This window comes from Candidatus Palauibacter sp. (genome assembly GCF_965213655.1).
In the GTDB taxonomy this organism is placed as follows: domain Bacteria; phylum Gemmatimonadota; class Gemmatimonadetes; order Palauibacterales; family Palauibacteraceae; genus Palauibacter.
In genome coordinates, this window is record NZ_CBDBZT010000003.1 from 774,147 (window position 1) to 790,843 (window position 16,697).

At 66.8% G+C, this 16,697-nt stretch carries 14 protein-coding genes; all 14 read left to right on the forward strand.

The genetic code is table 11. The features are described 5' to 3' along the window. The first annotated feature begins 48 nt into the window (after nt 1-48). A complete protein-coding gene (gene lptC, locus ACOOGH_RS05645) occupies nt 49-981 on the forward strand; it encodes an LPS export ABC transporter periplasmic protein LptC (RefSeq protein WP_420447991.1) in 933 nt (310 codons plus the stop codon). After that, nucleotides 978-2,855 (forward strand): hypothetical protein, encoded by a 1,878-nt coding sequence (locus ACOOGH_RS05650; RefSeq protein ID WP_420447992.1) that lies wholly within the window; start codon nt 978-980, stop codon nt 2,853-2,855. The genes lptC and ACOOGH_RS05650 overlap by 4 nt, the downstream gene beginning before the upstream one ends. Beyond that, entirely contained in the window at nt 2,852-3,577 is a 726-nt protein-coding gene (gene lptB, locus ACOOGH_RS05655; RefSeq protein WP_420447993.1) for an LPS export ABC transporter ATP-binding protein, read from the forward strand. The genes ACOOGH_RS05650 and lptB overlap by 4 nt, the downstream gene beginning before the upstream one ends. Before the next feature lie 2 nt (nt 3,578-3,579). Beyond that, nucleotides 3,580-4,977, forward strand: coding sequence for an RNA polymerase factor sigma-54 (gene rpoN / locus ACOOGH_RS05660; protein WP_420447994.1), 1,398 nt, complete (start codon nt 3,580-3,582; stop codon nt 4,975-4,977). Beyond that, nucleotides 4,974-5,900, forward strand: coding sequence for a glycosyltransferase (locus tag ACOOGH_RS05665; RefSeq protein WP_420447995.1), 927 nt, complete (start codon nt 4,974-4,976; stop codon nt 5,898-5,900). Before rpoN ends, ACOOGH_RS05665 begins: the two co-directional genes overlap by 4 nt. After that, complete coding sequence (locus tag ACOOGH_RS05670) at nt 5,897-7,141, forward strand: glycosyltransferase family 4 protein (protein WP_420447996.1); 1,245 nt, start codon at nt 5,897-5,899, stop codon at nt 7,139-7,141. Before ACOOGH_RS05665 ends, ACOOGH_RS05670 begins: the two co-directional genes overlap by 4 nt. Further along, on the forward strand, nt 7,138-8,679 hold the full coding sequence (locus ACOOGH_RS05675; protein ID WP_420447997.1) for a hypothetical protein: 1,542 nt from the start codon (nt 7,138-7,140) through the stop codon (nt 8,677-8,679). The genes ACOOGH_RS05670 and ACOOGH_RS05675 overlap by 4 nt, the downstream gene beginning before the upstream one ends. Before the next feature lie 104 nt (nt 8,680-8,783). After that, nucleotides 8,784-9,266: a class I SAM-dependent methyltransferase gene (locus tag ACOOGH_RS05680; RefSeq protein WP_420447998.1), complete on the forward strand. Its 483-nt coding sequence runs from the start codon at nt 8,784-8,786 to the stop codon at nt 9,264-9,266. A 37-nt stretch (nt 9,267-9,303) separates the two neighbouring features. After that, nucleotides 9,304-10,536, forward strand: a complete 1,233-nt coding sequence (locus ACOOGH_RS05685; protein ID WP_420438216.1) for an IS256 family transposase — start codon at nt 9,304-9,306, stop codon at nt 10,534-10,536. Nucleotides 10,537-10,779: 243 nt separating this feature from the next. After that, nucleotides 10,780-13,182 carry a hypothetical protein gene (locus tag ACOOGH_RS05690; RefSeq protein ID WP_420447999.1) on the forward strand — a complete coding sequence of 801 codons (2,403 nt, stop codon included), beginning with the start codon at nt 10,780-10,782 and terminating at the stop codon, nt 13,180-13,182. Next, nucleotides 13,179-14,156, forward strand: a complete 978-nt coding sequence (locus ACOOGH_RS05695) for a hypothetical protein (RefSeq protein WP_420448000.1) — start codon at nt 13,179-13,181, stop codon at nt 14,154-14,156. Before ACOOGH_RS05690 ends, ACOOGH_RS05695 begins: the two co-directional genes overlap by 4 nt. A gap of 89 nt (nt 14,157-14,245) precedes the next feature. Continuing rightward, entirely contained in the window at nt 14,246-15,037 is a 792-nt protein-coding gene (locus ACOOGH_RS05700) for a polyprenol monophosphomannose synthase (protein ID WP_420448001.1), read from the forward strand. Further along, on the forward strand, nt 15,037-15,945 hold the full coding sequence (locus ACOOGH_RS05705; protein ID WP_420448002.1) for an ion transporter: 909 nt from the start codon (nt 15,037-15,039) through the stop codon (nt 15,943-15,945). The genes ACOOGH_RS05700 and ACOOGH_RS05705 overlap by 1 nt, the downstream gene beginning before the upstream one ends. After that, nucleotides 15,942-16,697 (forward strand): class I SAM-dependent methyltransferase, encoded by a 756-nt coding sequence (locus tag ACOOGH_RS05710; protein WP_420448003.1) that lies wholly within the window; start codon nt 15,942-15,944, stop codon nt 16,695-16,697. The genes ACOOGH_RS05705 and ACOOGH_RS05710 overlap by 4 nt, the downstream gene beginning before the upstream one ends.

The following is a 16,697-nucleotide window of genomic DNA, read 5'->3' on the forward strand; positions in this document are numbered from 1 at the left end:
GGCCGGGAGAGGCCGCGAGTGAGCGGGGTCGGTACCCTGCGGAGACCAGTGCGCACTTGGCCGCTTGCCGTCCTTCCGCTGCTGCCCGTGTTCGCCGCGTGTGGGTCCGATGATGCACCTCCGACGGCGGGCGAGCCGCTGCCCGAGGGCGTGGATACCTCCGCTCGAGGCATGCGATCGTTCATCACCCGCGACGGAATCCGGCGCGCGGTCGTGGTAGCCGACACGGCCGAGTGGCACGAGGGCAACGAGATTCACCTCCGCCGCATGACGCTCCTGTTCTTCGACCCGAGTGGACTGGAGTCGACCGAGGTAACCGCGGAGTTCGGGATCTTCCACGAACTCACCGGCGACCTCCAGGCGGAGCGGAACGTGGTCGTGGAGGACCGCCGAGACGACCAGCGCCTCGAGACCGAGCGCCTCCGGTACCAGAACATCGACGGTCGCCTGTATGGCGATACGGCGTTCTACCTCCTGCGCGGGCTGGAGGGACTGACCCTCGAAGGGACCGGGTTCGAATCGGATCCCACGCTCGACTCGGTCATCGTCATGAATCAGGAGGGAGAGATGCGGCCCCGGGTCGTCTACTCGGAGGCGGTCCCCCTGCCGGCCGATCCGGCCGGAGACACGACGGGAGCCGTCGCGGCGGATCCGGCCGCGGCGGATCCGGCCGGCGCGGAGCCGGCACCGACCGACTCGACGATGACGGAGCCGGATGCAGAGGCGCAGCCAGCTCAGGATTCCACGGCGACAGCAGACAGTACTGACATTGCGGCGGACCCACCGGATTTGACGGAGATCCTGCCGGACAGCCTGGTGACACCGGCCGATACGACGGAGGTCCGGCCGGACAGCCTCGCGGCACCGCCCGACACAGCGGCAGTCCTCCCGGACAGCCTCGCGGCACCGCCCGACACGGCGGCAGTCCTCCCGGACAGCCTCGTGGCGCCGCCCGATACGACGGAGGCGAAGCGCCGGTGATTCGCGGACGCCTCAGCTTTGCGAGCTGTCTCGTGCTGGCGATATGGCTCGCCGGCCCGCTCGTCGCGCAGGAGCCCGAACCCGGCGTCGGGGAGGCGCTCAACCGGTGCAACCTCCGGTGGAGCCCGCTCGACCCCGACACGAGGAGTGTCACCAACCGGGACGTCACGGGCGCGCACGTCACCTATCTCGGCGGCCGCTACTTGTGGACCTGCGGAGGAGCCACGATGGAGGCGGACAGCGCGATAAAGCGCGACGGCCCCCAGCAAGTCGAACTCATTGGCGCCGTCGTCTACGAAGACTCGATCAGGACGCTGAAGTCAGGCCGGCTCCTGTACTTTCACCTCTCCGATTTCGTCATTGCCGAGGAAGATGTTGAACTCGTCCGTCTGACCGACGGCTCCACGCTCAACGGGCCCCGCGCGGAATTCCTGCGAGCCGTCTCCGGCGTCGACGCGGTGACGACCGCGCCGGGGCGGCCGATCGTTACCTTCTATCCCACGAATACGGAGTCCCCGGAACCGTTCGAGGTTGAGTCGGACTTCGCCATTTTCGCGGGCGAGGACGAGGCTCGCTTCTACGGCGACGCGGTCATCGATCGGAGCGACCTCCGGGCTCGGGCGGACAGCGCAATGCTCACCCGCGCCGATGGCCTCGGCGTCCTGTGGGGTGAGCCGTGGATCGAGGCCGAGGGCATTCGGCTGGAGGGCGATTCGATACGGTTCCTCTCCCAGAATCAGGAACTCGAGGAAATCCACGCCATCGGCGGTGGCTATGCGTCGGGGGAGAGATTCGAGATGACCGGCGAACGCATCGACATCGAGTTGGAAAACCGCGAGGTCGAAGATGTGCAGGCTCACGGGGAGGGAGTGAGCCGGGCGCGTTCCGGCAGCCACGAACTTCAGGGTGACTCGATTCATTTCGTCATGTACGGGAGTCAGATCGACACCGCGTACGCGATGGGGAAGGCGGTCGCGGTCCAGCGAGACACGTCGTGGGTGATCCCCCCGCCCCCGGAGGAACCGGCGACGCCCGATTCCACGGTGACCGATTCAACCGTTGCGGAGCCCCCCGTGGCCAACTCGACGGCGACCGACTCGACCGCCGCAGAGCCCGTGCCCGACTCGACAGCGACCGGACAGGACAGCCTTCAAGCCCCCCCGGCCGACTCCGCTGAAGCCGGCGCGGACACGACCGAAGTCCAGGAGGGTGACGAGGCGGCGACCGAGATCGAGTTGCCAACCGATGGCTCGGCGAACTGGGCGCGCGGCGATACGCTCATTGCGGCCTTCGAGCGGTCCGCGGCCCCGATCGCGGACTCGACGGCCCCGGCCGCGGATTCGGCGGCCGCGCCGGACCCCTTCATGTCGCAACTCGTTATCGTCGGCAATGCCAGCGCCTTCTACCGGATGGTGCGGGACTCGACCACGAGCGCCCGCCCGTCACTGAACTATCTTGTCGCGCGCCGCATTCAGGTGGACTTCGAGGGAGGAGAACCCGTCGGGGTCGACGGAGAACACGCGATCGGCGCCTTCCTGGAACCCCGGGAAGCCTTCGGGATCCCGTCACCGGCGGACAGCGCGGCGGCGGCCGATAGCGCAGCCGCGGCGGACAGCGCGGCGGCGGTGGCCGATAGTGCCGCGGCCGCAGTCGCGGGCGACTCACTCGGTGCGCCTCCGGACACGTCGGACGTCCGATCCGACAGTACGACGGCGCCACCGGATACGGCTGGCGCACCGCCGGACACCGTGCGCAGGAGCGGAGCCTCCGGGCGCCCGGGTGCGCAGCTTGCCTCCGGCATCCGCCAACCGGGACGGGAGCGTCGTGCGACGGCCGACGCGGCCTCAGCCCTCAGATCCAGGAGATTCCGTTGAGCAGTGTATTACGGGCCGAAGGCCTCGTCCGCTCGTTCAAGCGTCGCTGCGTCGTGAATCAGGTGGAGATCCAGCTGCAGCAGGGAGAGATTGTCGGCCTGCTCGGCCCCAACGGCGCCGGGAAGACGACGACCTTCTACATGATCGTCGGCCTGCTCAAGGCGGATGAGGGGCGCGTCTACCTCGATGACGACGAACTCACGAGTTGGCCCATGTACCGGCGGGCGCGAGCCGGCATCGGGTATCTCCCCCAGGAAGCGTCGGTCTTCCAGAAACTCACGGTCGAGCAGAACGTGATGGCGATCCTCGAGACCATCAAGATGTCGCGGCAGGAGCGGCGCGCCCGCCTGGAGGAGTTGCTCGACGAACTGTCCATAAAGCACCTTCGGGCGAACAAGGCCTATTCGCTCTCCGGGGGAGAGCGGCGGCGCCTGGAGATTACCCGGGCGCTGGCGACCCGGCCGAAGTTCCTGCTGCTCGACGAACCCTTTACCGGCGTCGATCCGATTGCGATCGACGACATCCAGCGCATCGTGCGGGACCTGAGGGACAAGGGTCTGGGGGTTCTCATCACCGACCACAACGTGCGCGAGACGCTGTCCATTACGGACCGCGCGTACCTGCTTTTCGAAGGGAAGATCCTCGTCCACGGCGCGGCGGATCACCTCGTCAACGATCCGGAGGCGCGGCAACTGTACCTCGGGGAGGACTTCAGGCTCTGAACATGGGATCGGGACAGCCGGGCCTCTCCGCCGGTCTCCACCTGCGGCAGGAACAGAAAGCGCAGCCCCGCCTCTATCAGGCGATGGACCTGCTGCATATGCCCCTGCTCGATCTTCAGGGCCACCTTAGGCAGGCACTCGTCGACAACCCGTTCCTCGACCTCGTGGAACCCGGCGATGAACCGGACGAGCGCGCCGACGAAGTGGATGCAGACGAAGTGGACGCCGAGGAAGTGGACTGGGAGGAGGTCCTCCTCGACGACTTCGATGCGGGCGGGCGGCGTGAGGAATACGAAGACCGGGAGTACTACACGCCCACGGCGGCGGCCACCCGTAGTCTGTGGGACCATCTTCACGAGCAGCTGAACCTCCTCCGTCTAGGCGAGCGTCAGCTGCTGATCGGCGAAGAGATCATCGGCAACGTGGATCGCGAGGGGTTCCTCTCGTGCCCGCTCGACCGGATCGTCGAGGCGCTGACGGTCTCCCTGGAAGAGGTCGAGGAGATGCTTCGCCGGATCCAGTCCTTCGAGCCGAGCGGCATTGCAGCCCGCGACCTGCGGGAGACGCTCCTGCTCCAGCTGCGCGACCGCGACCGGGGGGAGTCGCTGGCCCATCGAATCGTCGATGAGCGTTTCGACGATCTCGCGAACCACAGGTGGCTGGAACTGGCCGACGAATTCGGCGTCACGCCGCGCGAAGCGCAGGCGGCGGGCGACGAGATCGCAAAGCTCGATCCCAAACCGGGGCTCAGGTACGCCGACACGTCGGAATCGTACGTGATCCCGGATCTGACGGTGGAGAGGGTCGAGGATCGATATCACGTGTCGCACAACGACACTTCGTTCCCCCGGCTCAAACTCTCGCCGGTGTACCGGGAGGTGGCCGCGGATCGGGCCCGGTTTCAGGGAGAGAACAAGGCGTTCATCTCGGAGAGGCTGAGCAGCGCCCGGTGGTTGATCGATGCGATCGAGCAGCGCCGGCAGACGATGCTGAGGGTGATGGACTTCATCGTCGAGCGGCAGCGGGACTTCTTCGAAAAGGGAGTTGAGCACCTGCGGCCGCTCACACTGCGCGACGTCGCCCGGCACGTCGAGATGCACGAGTCGACCATCTCTCGCGTGACGAACGGGAAGTACGTGCAGACGCCGCGGGGACTGTATCCGCTCAAGTTCTTCTTCTCGGGCGGCTATGCGACCCGTGGAGGCGAGGACGTGTCCGCGGAGGGCGTGCGCGCCCGGATCCGGAAACTCGTCACGGACGAGGACCCCGGGGCGCCGCTGAGCGACCACGAAATCACCGCGCGACTGCAGAAGGAGGGTGTGAGCATCGCACGACGCACGGTGGCGAAGTACCGGGATCAGCTGGGGATCCTCTCGGCCCGCCTGCGGCGGCGCGTATGAGCGACCCGAAAGTCTCGGTCATTGTTCCCGCGTACGACGAAGCCGAGAACATGCCCGAGCTGTTCGCGGAACTCGCGGCGACGTTCGCGGAGCACGATCTGCCGGCGGAGGTGATCCTGGTCGACGATGGTTCGGGCGACGGGACGGCGGAGGCGGCCGAGGAGGCGGCGGCGCGGGCGGGACTCGGCGCTGCCGCCGTCGTGCTGCGGCACCGGGCGAACCGCGGCAAGACGGAGGCGATGTTGACGGCGGCGGAGGCCGCACGCGGCGAATACCTCGTACTGTTCGACGCGGACCTGCAGCACTCGACGGAGGAGATTCCGCGGTTCGCGGACCTGTTGGATCAGGGGTACGACCTCGTCGCGGGACGGAAGGTGGGGCGCTACGAGAAGCGCTTCATCTCATCCATCTACAACCGGCTCGCACGCGCCATCTTCAAGGTGCCCGTGCGCGACCTCAACTCCATGAAGGCCTTTCGGGCCGATGTCCTGCGGGGTCTCCGGCTGCGGCACGACTGGCATCGCTATCTGGTCGTCCTCGCCCATGCCCGCGGATACCGGCTCGGCGAGCTGGACATCGATCTCCTCCCGAGGCGGCACGGCGAGGCCAAGTTCTCCGGGCGCCGGCGGATCCTGATCGGGATGCTGGATCTGGTCTCGGTGTGGTTCCAGCTCGTGTTCGGACGCAAGCCGCTGCTCTTCTTCGGCACGAGCGGCCTCGCCATGATCGCGGCCGGAGCACTCACGGGCGTGACGGCGCTCGTCCTGCGCTTCGGGTTCGGGCTCGGCTATCGCCCGTTGCTGACGCTCGTCGTTCTACTGATCGTGGGAGGTCTCCTCCTCTTCATCCTCGGCTTCCTCGCGGAAACGATGGCACAACTGCGAGACGAGATCGAGGATCTCAAGCGCGACGGCAGCCCGTGAAGGTCGTGCACGTCGTGACCGCTTTCCCGCGGCACGACGACGATGTGATCACGCCCTGGCTCGGAAGACTGTTGCTCGGCCTGCGCGAACGGGGCCTGAACGTGGAGGTGCTGGCGCCTGCTTACCGTGGCGGGGGCGCGGCGGAGTGGCGGGGCATCCCCGTGCGTCGTTTCCGGTACGCTCCGGCCCGATTCGAAACCCTTACCCACGACGAGACCGCGCCGGACCGCATTCGCTCACGTCCAGCCTACGCCGGGCTTCTGCCGGGATACATGCTCGGCGGCAGTCTTGCCTCGATTCGCCTCGGAGCGTCGTCGCCCCCCGACGTCGTTCATGTACACTGGCCCGTCCCGCATGCCTGGTTCGGCGCGCTGGCCAGGGCTTCGGCCGGGAGCGGAACGGCGGTCATGTCGAGCTTCTATTCCGTCGAGATCCGCTGGGTCGAACGGCGTCTCCCATGGGCGGTGCCGTTTCTCCGCTGGTCCATCGAGAGCGCGGACGCGGTGACGGCGATCTCGACGGCGACTTCCGCGGCCGTGAGGCGGTACACCGAGCGCGAGGTGCCCGTGATTCCGTTTAGCGCGGCCATCTCCGACGGATCGATGGCGCTTGCCACCGCGGCCGGCCGGTCTCGCGATGAGAGCGGTGCGATCCGTCTCCTCTTTGTGGGGCGCCTTGTGGAGCGGAAGGGGGTGCATATCCTCATACGGGCGCTGGCCCGCGTCCGGGAGCGCGTGGATGCGACCCTCATGGTGGTCGGAGACGGACCCCAGGCCTCCCCGCTGGAAGCGGAGGCCCGCCGTGCCGGCGTCGGCGCTTTCGTACGCTTCGCGGGTCGCGTCGATGAAGAAGCGCTCCGGGAGGCGTACCGAACGAGCGACGTCTTCATCCTCCCGGCTGTCGTGGACAGCAAAGGTGACACGGAGGGGCTCGGCGTGGTTCTTCTCGAGGCACTCGAATTCGGGCTGCCCCTGATCGCTTCCGATGTCGGCGGCATCCCGGACATCGTGAGGCACGGCGAGACGGGGCTCCTCGTTCCGCCCGGCGACGCCGGTGCTCTCGCGAACGCCATCGTCGGGGTAGTCGGGGACCCGGCCACGGCACGGGAACGGGTGGCGACAGGGAGGGCGCACATGCGCGAACATTTCGGGCTCCCCAGCGTCGTGGATCGACTTGTCGCCTGCTACAGTACTGCCGTCTCTCTGCGCCGTGGCCCAGGTGCCCAACGGATCATGCGATGACTGATCATCGCATGGCAGAGGGCAGAGGAGGGGTGCGGGACGCCTTTGGTCTCACAGCGCTTGGATTTGCCTTCGTCCATCTGCTGCTGGGTCTGTTGGTGTTCGAGCCCACTCTCTTTCCGGGCGGCGACAACGCCGGCTACCTCATTCTCGGCGATGCGCTGCGCAACGGGGAGGGATACCGCGATTTGTACCTGCCCGGGACGCCGCTGCATGCCCGATACCCCCCATTGCTGCCGTTGATGCTTGCCGGGCTGGGGTGGGTCGGAGGCGTGTTCGTAGCCAAGTTCGCCATGCTCATCGTCACGACGATGACTGTGTGGGCCACCGCGCACTTCGGGCGGAGCTGGGTCGGGAGTGGCCCGGCCCTGGCGGCGTCGGGGATCCTTGCCGTGAATCCGACCCTGCTGGAATACGGACACTATATCCTTAGCGAGGCGCCGTTCGTGCTGCTGATCGTTGCGGCTCTCTGGTTGTCGCAACGGGGAGATGGCCGCGGGGCGATATACGCGATGGGCGCTGCCGCCGCGGCCTTCGCGACCCGTACGGCCGGCATGACGGTGCTGATGGCCTTGCCGCTGGCATGGCTTCTCGCGCGGCAGTATCGCCGGGCTGCGTGGACGATGCTCGTGGCGGTGGGGGCACTGGCAGCCTGGGCGCTCTATCAGCGCTGGGCGGCGGCGGATCAACCCGGATACCTGTCTGTGCTCCTCCTCGTGGACCCGTATTCGCCGGAGGCGGGGGCGGTGAGTTTCGCGGGGCTCATCGAACGTGCAGCGGAGAACTGCTGGGCGTATGTGAGCCGCGTGCTCCCCGCCATCCTGCTGGGTCCGGGAGGCGGTCCGGGAGCGGGCAGGATCATTCTCGGGTTACTCGCGGGATCGGCGGCCTTGCTGGGGTGGGCGAACCTTGCGCGAAATCGCCTCGGGACTGCGGAGATCTTCACGCTGCTGTACGCTGGGCTCATCGCTCTTTGGCCGTCGGTATGGACCGATCAACGTTTCCTGCTTCCTCTGCTGCCCGTAATTCTGTTGCTGGCGCTCTCGGCATTGTGGAGGCTTCCCCTCCGCACCTCCGGCCGCTGGCTGCGCCCGGCAGTCCCGGTGGTTGTCGCGCTATTCGGGATCACTTGGGCTGCGACCGCGATCCCCGGCCGCGTGGCCTGTATCGCGTCCTACCGTGCGGGTCGCCCGTGCGAGGTGCCGGCCTCGGCGAGGCTCTATGCGGCGGCCCGCTGGGCTCGCGAGAATACGCCGCCCGACGCGGTCATCGCGAACCGCAAGCCGCGTCTCTTCTATTGGTACTCGCGCCGACGCGGGGACGTGTATCCTTTCTCGGCTGATGCGGCGACCGTGATGAGAGGCCTTGATGCAATGGGGGCGAGCTACGTGGTTGTCGACCAGGTGAGCGGGACGACCGGTCGATATCTGATCCCTGCCATTCAATCCGCACCGAGCCGGTTTGAACTGATCTATGAGGGAGGAGAACCGGTTACCGCCATTCTGCGACTACGACCGGCGCCGGTAGAGGTCGAATGAGGCAGCGTGAGGGTGGAGGTTCGCGCGCACGGGCAACCCCCGACGGGGGCGTGCCGGGAATGCATGACTACCCGGGCCGCGATCTTGAGGCGATGTCTTCGGCTGTGAAGTATCACCGCGATATTCTCCGCCTCTTCTCGCCCTATCTCGGAGATCGGATTCTGGAGGTCGGCGCGGGGAGCGGGAACATCTCGCAACTGATTCTCGAGCGGCAACCTTCGCACCTCTACGCGGTCGAGCCGAGCGACAGGATGTATGAGCTTCTCCGCGAACGGTTGTGGGAGAATCTGAACGCGAGTGTTCACCACTGCCTTCTCTCGGCTTTCATGAAAGTGGAGAACACCCCCGGAGTGGATTCCGTGGTAAGTGTGAACGTCCTAGAGCATGTTCGGGACGATCTCGCGGAGCTGACGATGATGCGCGCGGTGCTCCGGCCCGGGGGCCACCTCTGCCTCTGGGTCCCGGCGTTGCCGGCGCTCAATAGCCGCTTTGACCGATCTCTCGGCCACTTCAGGCGCTATCGGAAGCGAGACCTCGTGAAGAAACTCGAGCAGGCCGGCTTTGGGAGTGTGCTGATTTCTGTGTAAATGGCCATGGAGTAGACTCTGGAAGCGGGAGGAGACCATGGCGAGGAAGAAGGATGCGACGGAGCGGGAGGTAGACGAGCTTCTCGACAGCCTGCTGGAGGGCCGCAGCCCGGAAGAGATCATGGGCGGAGGCGGTCTTCTGGAGGCGCTGACGAAGCGGGTGGTGGAGCGGGCGCTGGAGGGAGAGCTCACCGACCACCTGGGCTACGAGAAGCACGCGAGAGAGGGCCGCAACGGCGGCAACTCGCGCAACGGCCGTACGCGGAAGCGAGTGAAGACGGACACGTCGGAGTTCGAGATCGAGGTGCCTCGGGACCGTGATTCGACGTTCGACCCGAAGTTCGTCAGGAAGGGCCAGCGTCGGCTGGGCGGGTTCGACGAGAAGGTGATCGCGCTGTACGCGCGGGGCATGACGACGCGGGAGATCCAGGGTCACCTGAAGGAGCTGTACAAGGTGGAGGTCTCACCGTCGCTGATCTCGGCGGTGACCGACGCGGTCCTGGAGGACGTGAAGGCGTGGCAGGGCCGGCCGTTGGATACGGTGTACCCGATCGTGTATCTGGACGCGATCCACGTGAAGGTGCGTTCCCGGGGCCACGTCCGGACGCACGCGGTCTACCTTGCCCTGGCCCTGACGCTCGAGGGCAACAAGGAGCTGTTGGGGCTGTGGGTGGGCGAAGCGGAGGGGGCGAAGTTCTGGCTCTCGGTCCTCACCGAACTCAAGAACCGGGGGGTCGAGGACATCCTGATCGCAGCGATCGACGGCCTCAAGGGCTTTCCCGAGGCGATCGAGTCGGTGTTCCCGAAGACGCAGGTCCAGCTCTGCATCGTGCATCTGGTGCGCGGCTCGCTCCGGTTCGTCGCCTGGAAGGAGCGCAAGGCGGTCGCCAGGGACTTGCGGGCCATCTACAGGGCTCCGAGCCTGGAGGCGGCCGAGACGGCGCTGGAGGCCTTTTCTCAGCGCTGGGACGAGCGCTTCCCCATGATCAGCCGGAAGTGGCGGGCGAACTGGGCGAACCTGACCCCGTTCTTCGATTATCCGCCCGAGATCCGCAAGGTCATGTACACGACGAACGCGATCGAGGCCCTGAACGCGCAGCTCACGAAGGTGACGAGGAAGCGCGGCGCGTTCCCAACCCCGGAGGCGGTCAGGAAAGTGCTGTACCTTGCGATCGAGAGGGCGTCACAGCGCTGGACCCGGCCCGTTCAGGACTGGACCGGCGCCCTGAACCACCTGTCGATCGTGTTCGAGGGCCGAGTGCCCGTATGAGTGCGAGGGCCATTTACACAGAAAATCTGACAGTCCCGCCGGCTTTGATCTCGTCCAACTCGCCTACCGGGACATCGTCGGAATGGTGGCGTGGTTCGTAGTCTGCCGGGTCCTGCGCCAGGAGCTGAGCCCAGGCAAGGTGAGCATTTACGACCAGCTTGTGATGCCGGTCACGGGCTTCTGCGGACGCTGGTTGAACCCGCCCATCGGCAAGAACCTCATGGCGATAGCCCGCAGACCCTGATGGACACCCCGACGCCCGAGAGAGGTCGGGATTACACGATCTGGTGGTTCCTTGGTGCGGCCGCACTCGTGACGGTGCTCTTCTACCGGGAATTCATCTTCTACCCGGAACGGCTCCTATTCGGGTCGGACATGCTGTTCGAGGGCATCTCGCTGCGCCGGTTCTATGTGGACGAGATTCTGGCGGGCCGCGGCGTGCCGCTCTGGGTGCCTCACGTGTACGGGGGCATGCCCTTCGTGGCGATCCTGCCAGGGCCCATCTTCTACCCCTCGACGATCCTCTACTTCCTGCTGCCGCTGCACCGGGCCATCGGCTGGACCTTCGTCCTGCACACCTTCCTGAGCGGAGCCTTCGGCTACTTCCTCGGACGTTCGTTCCGGCTCCGGCCCATGTCCGCCGTCGTCTGCGGGGCTTCATTCCTCCTTACGGGCTACGTCACGTCCCACCTCTTCGGGGGACAGGACGGGCGGATGTTCGCGATGACGCTCATCCCGCTCGCTCTCGGCCTGCTCAACCGCGGCCTGGAGAGGGGAGAGTTCCGATGGTTCGCGGGCCTCTCGTTCGTTATCGCGGCGCAGACATTCTCGGCGCATGTGCAGATGATGTACTTCTCAAGCCTCGCCCTGGCGGCCTTCTTCGTGTATCACGTGGCCTTCCGGCTCCCCCGGCCCGCCTCGGCCGAGGCGGCATGGAAGGTGTACGTCCGTCCCGTTGCGTGGTTCACGCTTGCCATGGCGGCCGCTGTCTTGATCGCCGCACCCCAGTTCTTTCCGACGCTGACGAACCTTGAACACTTCACGCGCGCGGCGGGGGAGAGGGGATATGAATTCGCCTCCTCCTGGGCGCTGCCGCCCCAGGAACTGACGGCATTCTTCCTGCCGGATCTCGTCGGATCGCTTCCGGGGTCCTATTGGGGACAGAATCCGATAAAGCTGCATTCGGAATACCTCGGTGCCGTCCCTCTCGCCCTCGCGATTTTCGGCATCTCGGCATCGTTTGGCCGCTCGCTGAGTCGCGACCACAGGCGCGTCGTGTGGTTCCTTGCCGGGGCCGGAATGCTGGGGATCCTGTTCGCCCTTGGGGCCGTGACACCCGTACATCGGATCGCGTACACGCTCCTGCCCATGATGTCGAGCCTGCGGGCTCCATCCATGATGTTGGGTCCCGTTACGGTGTTCGTTGCGCTTCTGGCGGCCTTCGGCTGGGAAGCCACGCTGAACCGGCGTGCCGTCACCGAACCGGGCTCGCCCGACGGGACGGCCCCGAAAGCCGGAGCGCGCCGCTGGTCGTGGCCGATGTTGCTCCTGGGAGGGCCGATCCTCGTGCTGGGCGCTGCGGCGGTGCTCAACCCTCGGGGGCTCGCCAACTTCGTACTGTTGTCATGGTATCCCGAAGGTTGGCCCCGCCAGCCCGGTGCGGTTCTGATCGACGCATTGCGGCTCAACGGGGTGTTTCTCCTGACCGGCTTCGGCCTCGCGTGGGGAGCCGCGTGGGGGGTGGCGCGCCGCAAGCTCGGCGTCGGAGCGCTGCTGGTCGTGCTCGCTTTCGGGATCATGGACCTGTGGCGCGTAGACGCGCGCTACCTCAGGGTGCAGGACGCCGACGCCGCGCTCGCCGCCGACCCCGTCATCGAGGCCCTGTACGAGAATGCGGAGCCCGGGCAGCGCGTCTGGGCGCCGAATCTGAGTGGCCCCACACCCAACTATCGGCCCAACCAACTCGCCTACTACGGTGTGTCGTCCGCGAGCGGGCTTCAGAAGTTCCTGCTGCGCCCCTACGCGAGACTCGTGGGTGGAATCACACCGGATGAGGGGCTGCTCCGGGATCCTGTTGTTCGCCAACTGCTGAACGTCCGCTATCTCATCACGCCCGGTGCACAGGAGGGTGTCGAATCGGTCGCGGAAGCCGGAGGACGCCACCTGTATGAACTCCCCTCCGAGCGTCCATACGCCTACTTCCCGGCGTCCATCGAGATGGTGAGCGCAACGGCGGCCGCCGTTGCGCGAACGCTTGAAGTCTCGGAGCCGGCGCGGGTGACGATCGTCGAAGGGCGGGCCGGTGACGCAGGTCCGGAGGCGGGGCGGGGGAGCGCTTCACTCGTTCACCACGAGCCCGACCGTGTTGCATTGGACGTCATGGCGGAACGGGGGGGTCTCCTCGCGGTAAGCGAGATCCATCACGAACGCTGGAAGGCCTTCCTCGACGGGGAAGAGGCGGAGCTGTGGCGCGTGAATACGGCGTTCCGCGGCGTCGAAGTTCCCGCCGGTCGGCATGAACTGGTGTTCGAGTACCGGAGCCCTGCCTTCAGCCTCAGCGTCTGGGTCAGTCTCCTGACCATTGCCGGGCTGGGAGTGAGCATTCTGATCTCCTGGCGACGTCGGCACGGAGGATCGGAGGCGTGACTGCCGACCGTGCCGGCGCCACACCGGGGCGCCGGTGGGTCGCGCTCGGAACCGTCGCCTTTCTCCTCGCCGCCCTCGTCGCGGTCGGCCTGGCGTTGTCGGGCAATTGGGCCGCGTGGGGGGACCTCGCGGCATCGGAGATGTCGCGCTGGCGGGTGCGGCCCCTTTGGTTGGCCGTCGCGCTGGGATGCGAAGTCGTGGCCCTCTGCGCGAGCGGTGCCATCTGGGCGTGGCTGTTCCGGACCGCGGGCGGCAGGGCAGGGGTTCCGGAAGCCACCGCCGCATGGCTGGGGTCGAATCTCGGCCGTTACCTGCCGGGCAAGATATGGCAGGTCACCGGGTTGGTCGGCTACGTCCGGGGCCGAGGGGACTCCGGGGCGGCGGCCCTCGCCACGCTGATCGCCTTCCAGGCCGCCATCGTGGTCACGGGGCTCGCCCTGGCTATCGCTGTGCTCGGCGTCGGTGCATTCGAAGCCGTAGGCCGGTGGCCGCTGGTCCTCGGCGCCGTCTCCCTCGGCGCCGCGCTCACCCCGCCCGTCCTGCGCTTCGTCATACGACTGGGACGTCGCCTGCTGCGGGAGACCGGAGAGCGCCGCGATGCCGAGTTGGACGGGAGGCTGCTGTGCCGCGCGGTGATCGGAAGCCTGCTCGTCTGGCCTCTCCACGGACTCGGTTTCCTGGCACTTCTCGAAGGCTTAGTGCTCGAAAACACAATCGGCTTCCCGACTGCACTGGGCGTTTTTTCGGGATCCTACGTTGTGGGCTACCTGGCCCTGGTGGCGCCCGGAGGGTTGGTCGTACGCGAGGGCGCGATCGTGGGCCTGCTGACCGCGGCGACCGCCATTCCGGCCGGACCTGCCGCTGCGCTCGCTCTGGCCGCCCGCCTCTGGACGACGGCTGCGGAGCTGGTGTCCTTCGGGCTGGCCCTGGCCTTCCTGCGATCTGTAGCGCCCCCCCGAAGTGAAGATCGCTGAGGCCCGGGGAGCGGGCGAAGGAGGGTGAACGACCTCTGTCCCTCCCATGGATGCGAGACCGCCCCGAGGGTCGATAAGTTACCGGTCCAATGAGCCCCGACACATCCGCCGCCTCGGCCCCGGCCGTCGACCGGGATCACGATGCCGCTTCCGCTCCGGCAGGCGGCGGACGCGGCCTCGTCATCCTGCCTACGTACAACGAGATCGAGTCGATCGCCGGGATCGTTGACAGCGTTCTGGCGCAGGACAGCCGGCTCTCGGTCCTCGTCGTGGACGACGCATCCCCGGACGGAACGGGCGCCCTCGTCGACGCCATTGCCGCGGCCGAAACGCGCGTGAACGTCCTGCACAGGGAAGGGAAGTCCGGACTCGGGACGGCCTACATCGCCGGGTTCCGCTGGGCGCTCGAGCGGGATTTCGAGTGGATCTTCGAGATGGACGCCGACGGATCGCACGACGCACGGTATCTTTCCGACATGCTGGCAGCGACCGGCCGCTTCGATGTCGTGGTCGGGTCTCGTTATACTGCCGGGGTGAACGTCATCAACTGGCCCATGTCGCGCCTGCTCCTCAGCTACTACGCGAACAAGTATGCGCGTATCGCCACGGGCCTGCGTCTCGCCGATTCCACGAGCGGCTTCAAGTGTTTCGCGCGCCGCGTACTGGAGACGATCGATCTCGACCGCGTGGGGTCGACCGGGTACACGTTCCAGATTGAAATGAACTTCCGCGCATGGAAGAAGGGGTTCCGGGTCGGCGAGGTCCCCATCGTGTTCACGGATCGCCGCCTCGGAGAGAGCAAGATGTCGGGGGCGATCGTGCGTGAGGCGGTATGGCGGGTGTGGGCGCTGCGTTTGCGGTCCCTCATCGGGAGGCTGTGATGGCCAGGAACCGGACCATGTCGTACGTCCCGTCCCGGCGGCGACCCGTGCGTCCGGCGATCGACTACGATGATCACCCGGTCTTCTCGACCCGGCCGCGGTGGAGGAACGAGTCCCACCGCATCATCTTCGGCAACCTGACACCGGCCGGCCGGCTCTTCGACCTCCTCCTAATCGGCGTCATCGTCGCCAGCGTCGTCGTCGTGATGCTGGAGAGCGTGCAGGATTTCGACGTTCGCGCTCTAGGCCTGCTGTGGACGCTCGAATGGGTGTTCACCGTACTGTTCACGATCGAGTACGTGTTCCGGCTCATCTCCGCGGAGCGAGCACGAGGATATGCTCGTTCCTTCTTCGGGATCGTCGACCTGCTCGCGGTCCTGCCCAACTTCGTGGGGCTGCTGATCCCGGGGGGACAGGCGCTCGCCGTCATCCGCGTGCTGCGGGTGCTGCGGGTGTTCCGGGTCCTGAAGCTCGCCCAGTTCGTGGGGGGAGAGCGGCTGCTGATCAGCGCTTTGCGCTCGAGCGCCTACAAGATCGCCGTCTTCCTCGTCGCGGTGCTCGTCGTGGTGACGGTCGTAGGCGCGGCGATGTACGTGATCGAGGGAGCGGACGCGGGCTTCAGCAGCATCCCCCGCGGTGTCTACTGGGCCATCGTGACCGTGACGACGGTGGGGTTCGGGGACATCACGCCCCAGACGCCGGTAGGGCAGATGCTTGCCGCGCTGCTCATGATCCTGGGGTACGGCGTGATCGCCGTTCCGACGGGAATCGTCACCGCGGAGATCACGGGAGGTCGTGAAGCGAAGCTCCGCGCGGCGATGGGGCGGATGTGCCTTCGCTGCGCCTCGCCGGGTCATGACGAGGACGCCCGCCACTGCAAGCACTGCGGCACCGAACTCCTTGAATGAGCACGCCGCCATCCGGGGCCGGCTCCGCCGAGCGGGACTACTACGAGGCATTCCTGGCCAGCCGCGAGTACAGGGAGAGCCGGCTCAGAAAGGCGGCGGTCCTCGACGCGGTCGTGGGCCGTGAAATCCGAGCGGCGGCCGTGGTCGGCGATCTTGGGAGCGGCACGGGCCTCCTCAAACGCGAGCTCGAGAAGCTCAGCGGGCAGCCTGTCCTCGGTTTCGAGGTGGACCCGCGAGTGGTCATCGAGCGAGGCCGTACGTGCGTGGCCGATGGGACACGGCTTCCCGTCGCCAACGCGTCCTTCGACTTCCTCATCGTGAACCACATATACGAACATGTGAAGGAACCGCGTGAGCTGTTCGCGGAGGTGGCGCGCATCCTCAAGCCGGGCGCCTGCGCCTACGTGACGGCGGGAAGCCGTTGGGCGTTCCTCGAGCCGCACTACCGGCTGCCGCTTCTCAGCTGGCTGCCTCGGGGAATGGCCGATCGCTACGTGCGCTGGACCGGACGCGCGAAGAGCTACCGGGGCATCCGTTTCCTGGGATACCGCTCGCTGCAACGAGCGATGGGTGTCCCCGGACTGCGGATCTCCGACATCACGGAACGCGCCATTCGATCCGTGCTCAGCGGCGGTGGGGGCGGCAGGTGGCAGGCCGTCTGGCGTGTCCTCTCGATACTTCCCGGCGGGCTGCGGCGCGGCATCCTGCGCTGCGGGCCCCAGTGGTTCTTTCTCCTCACGCGGCGAGACTGA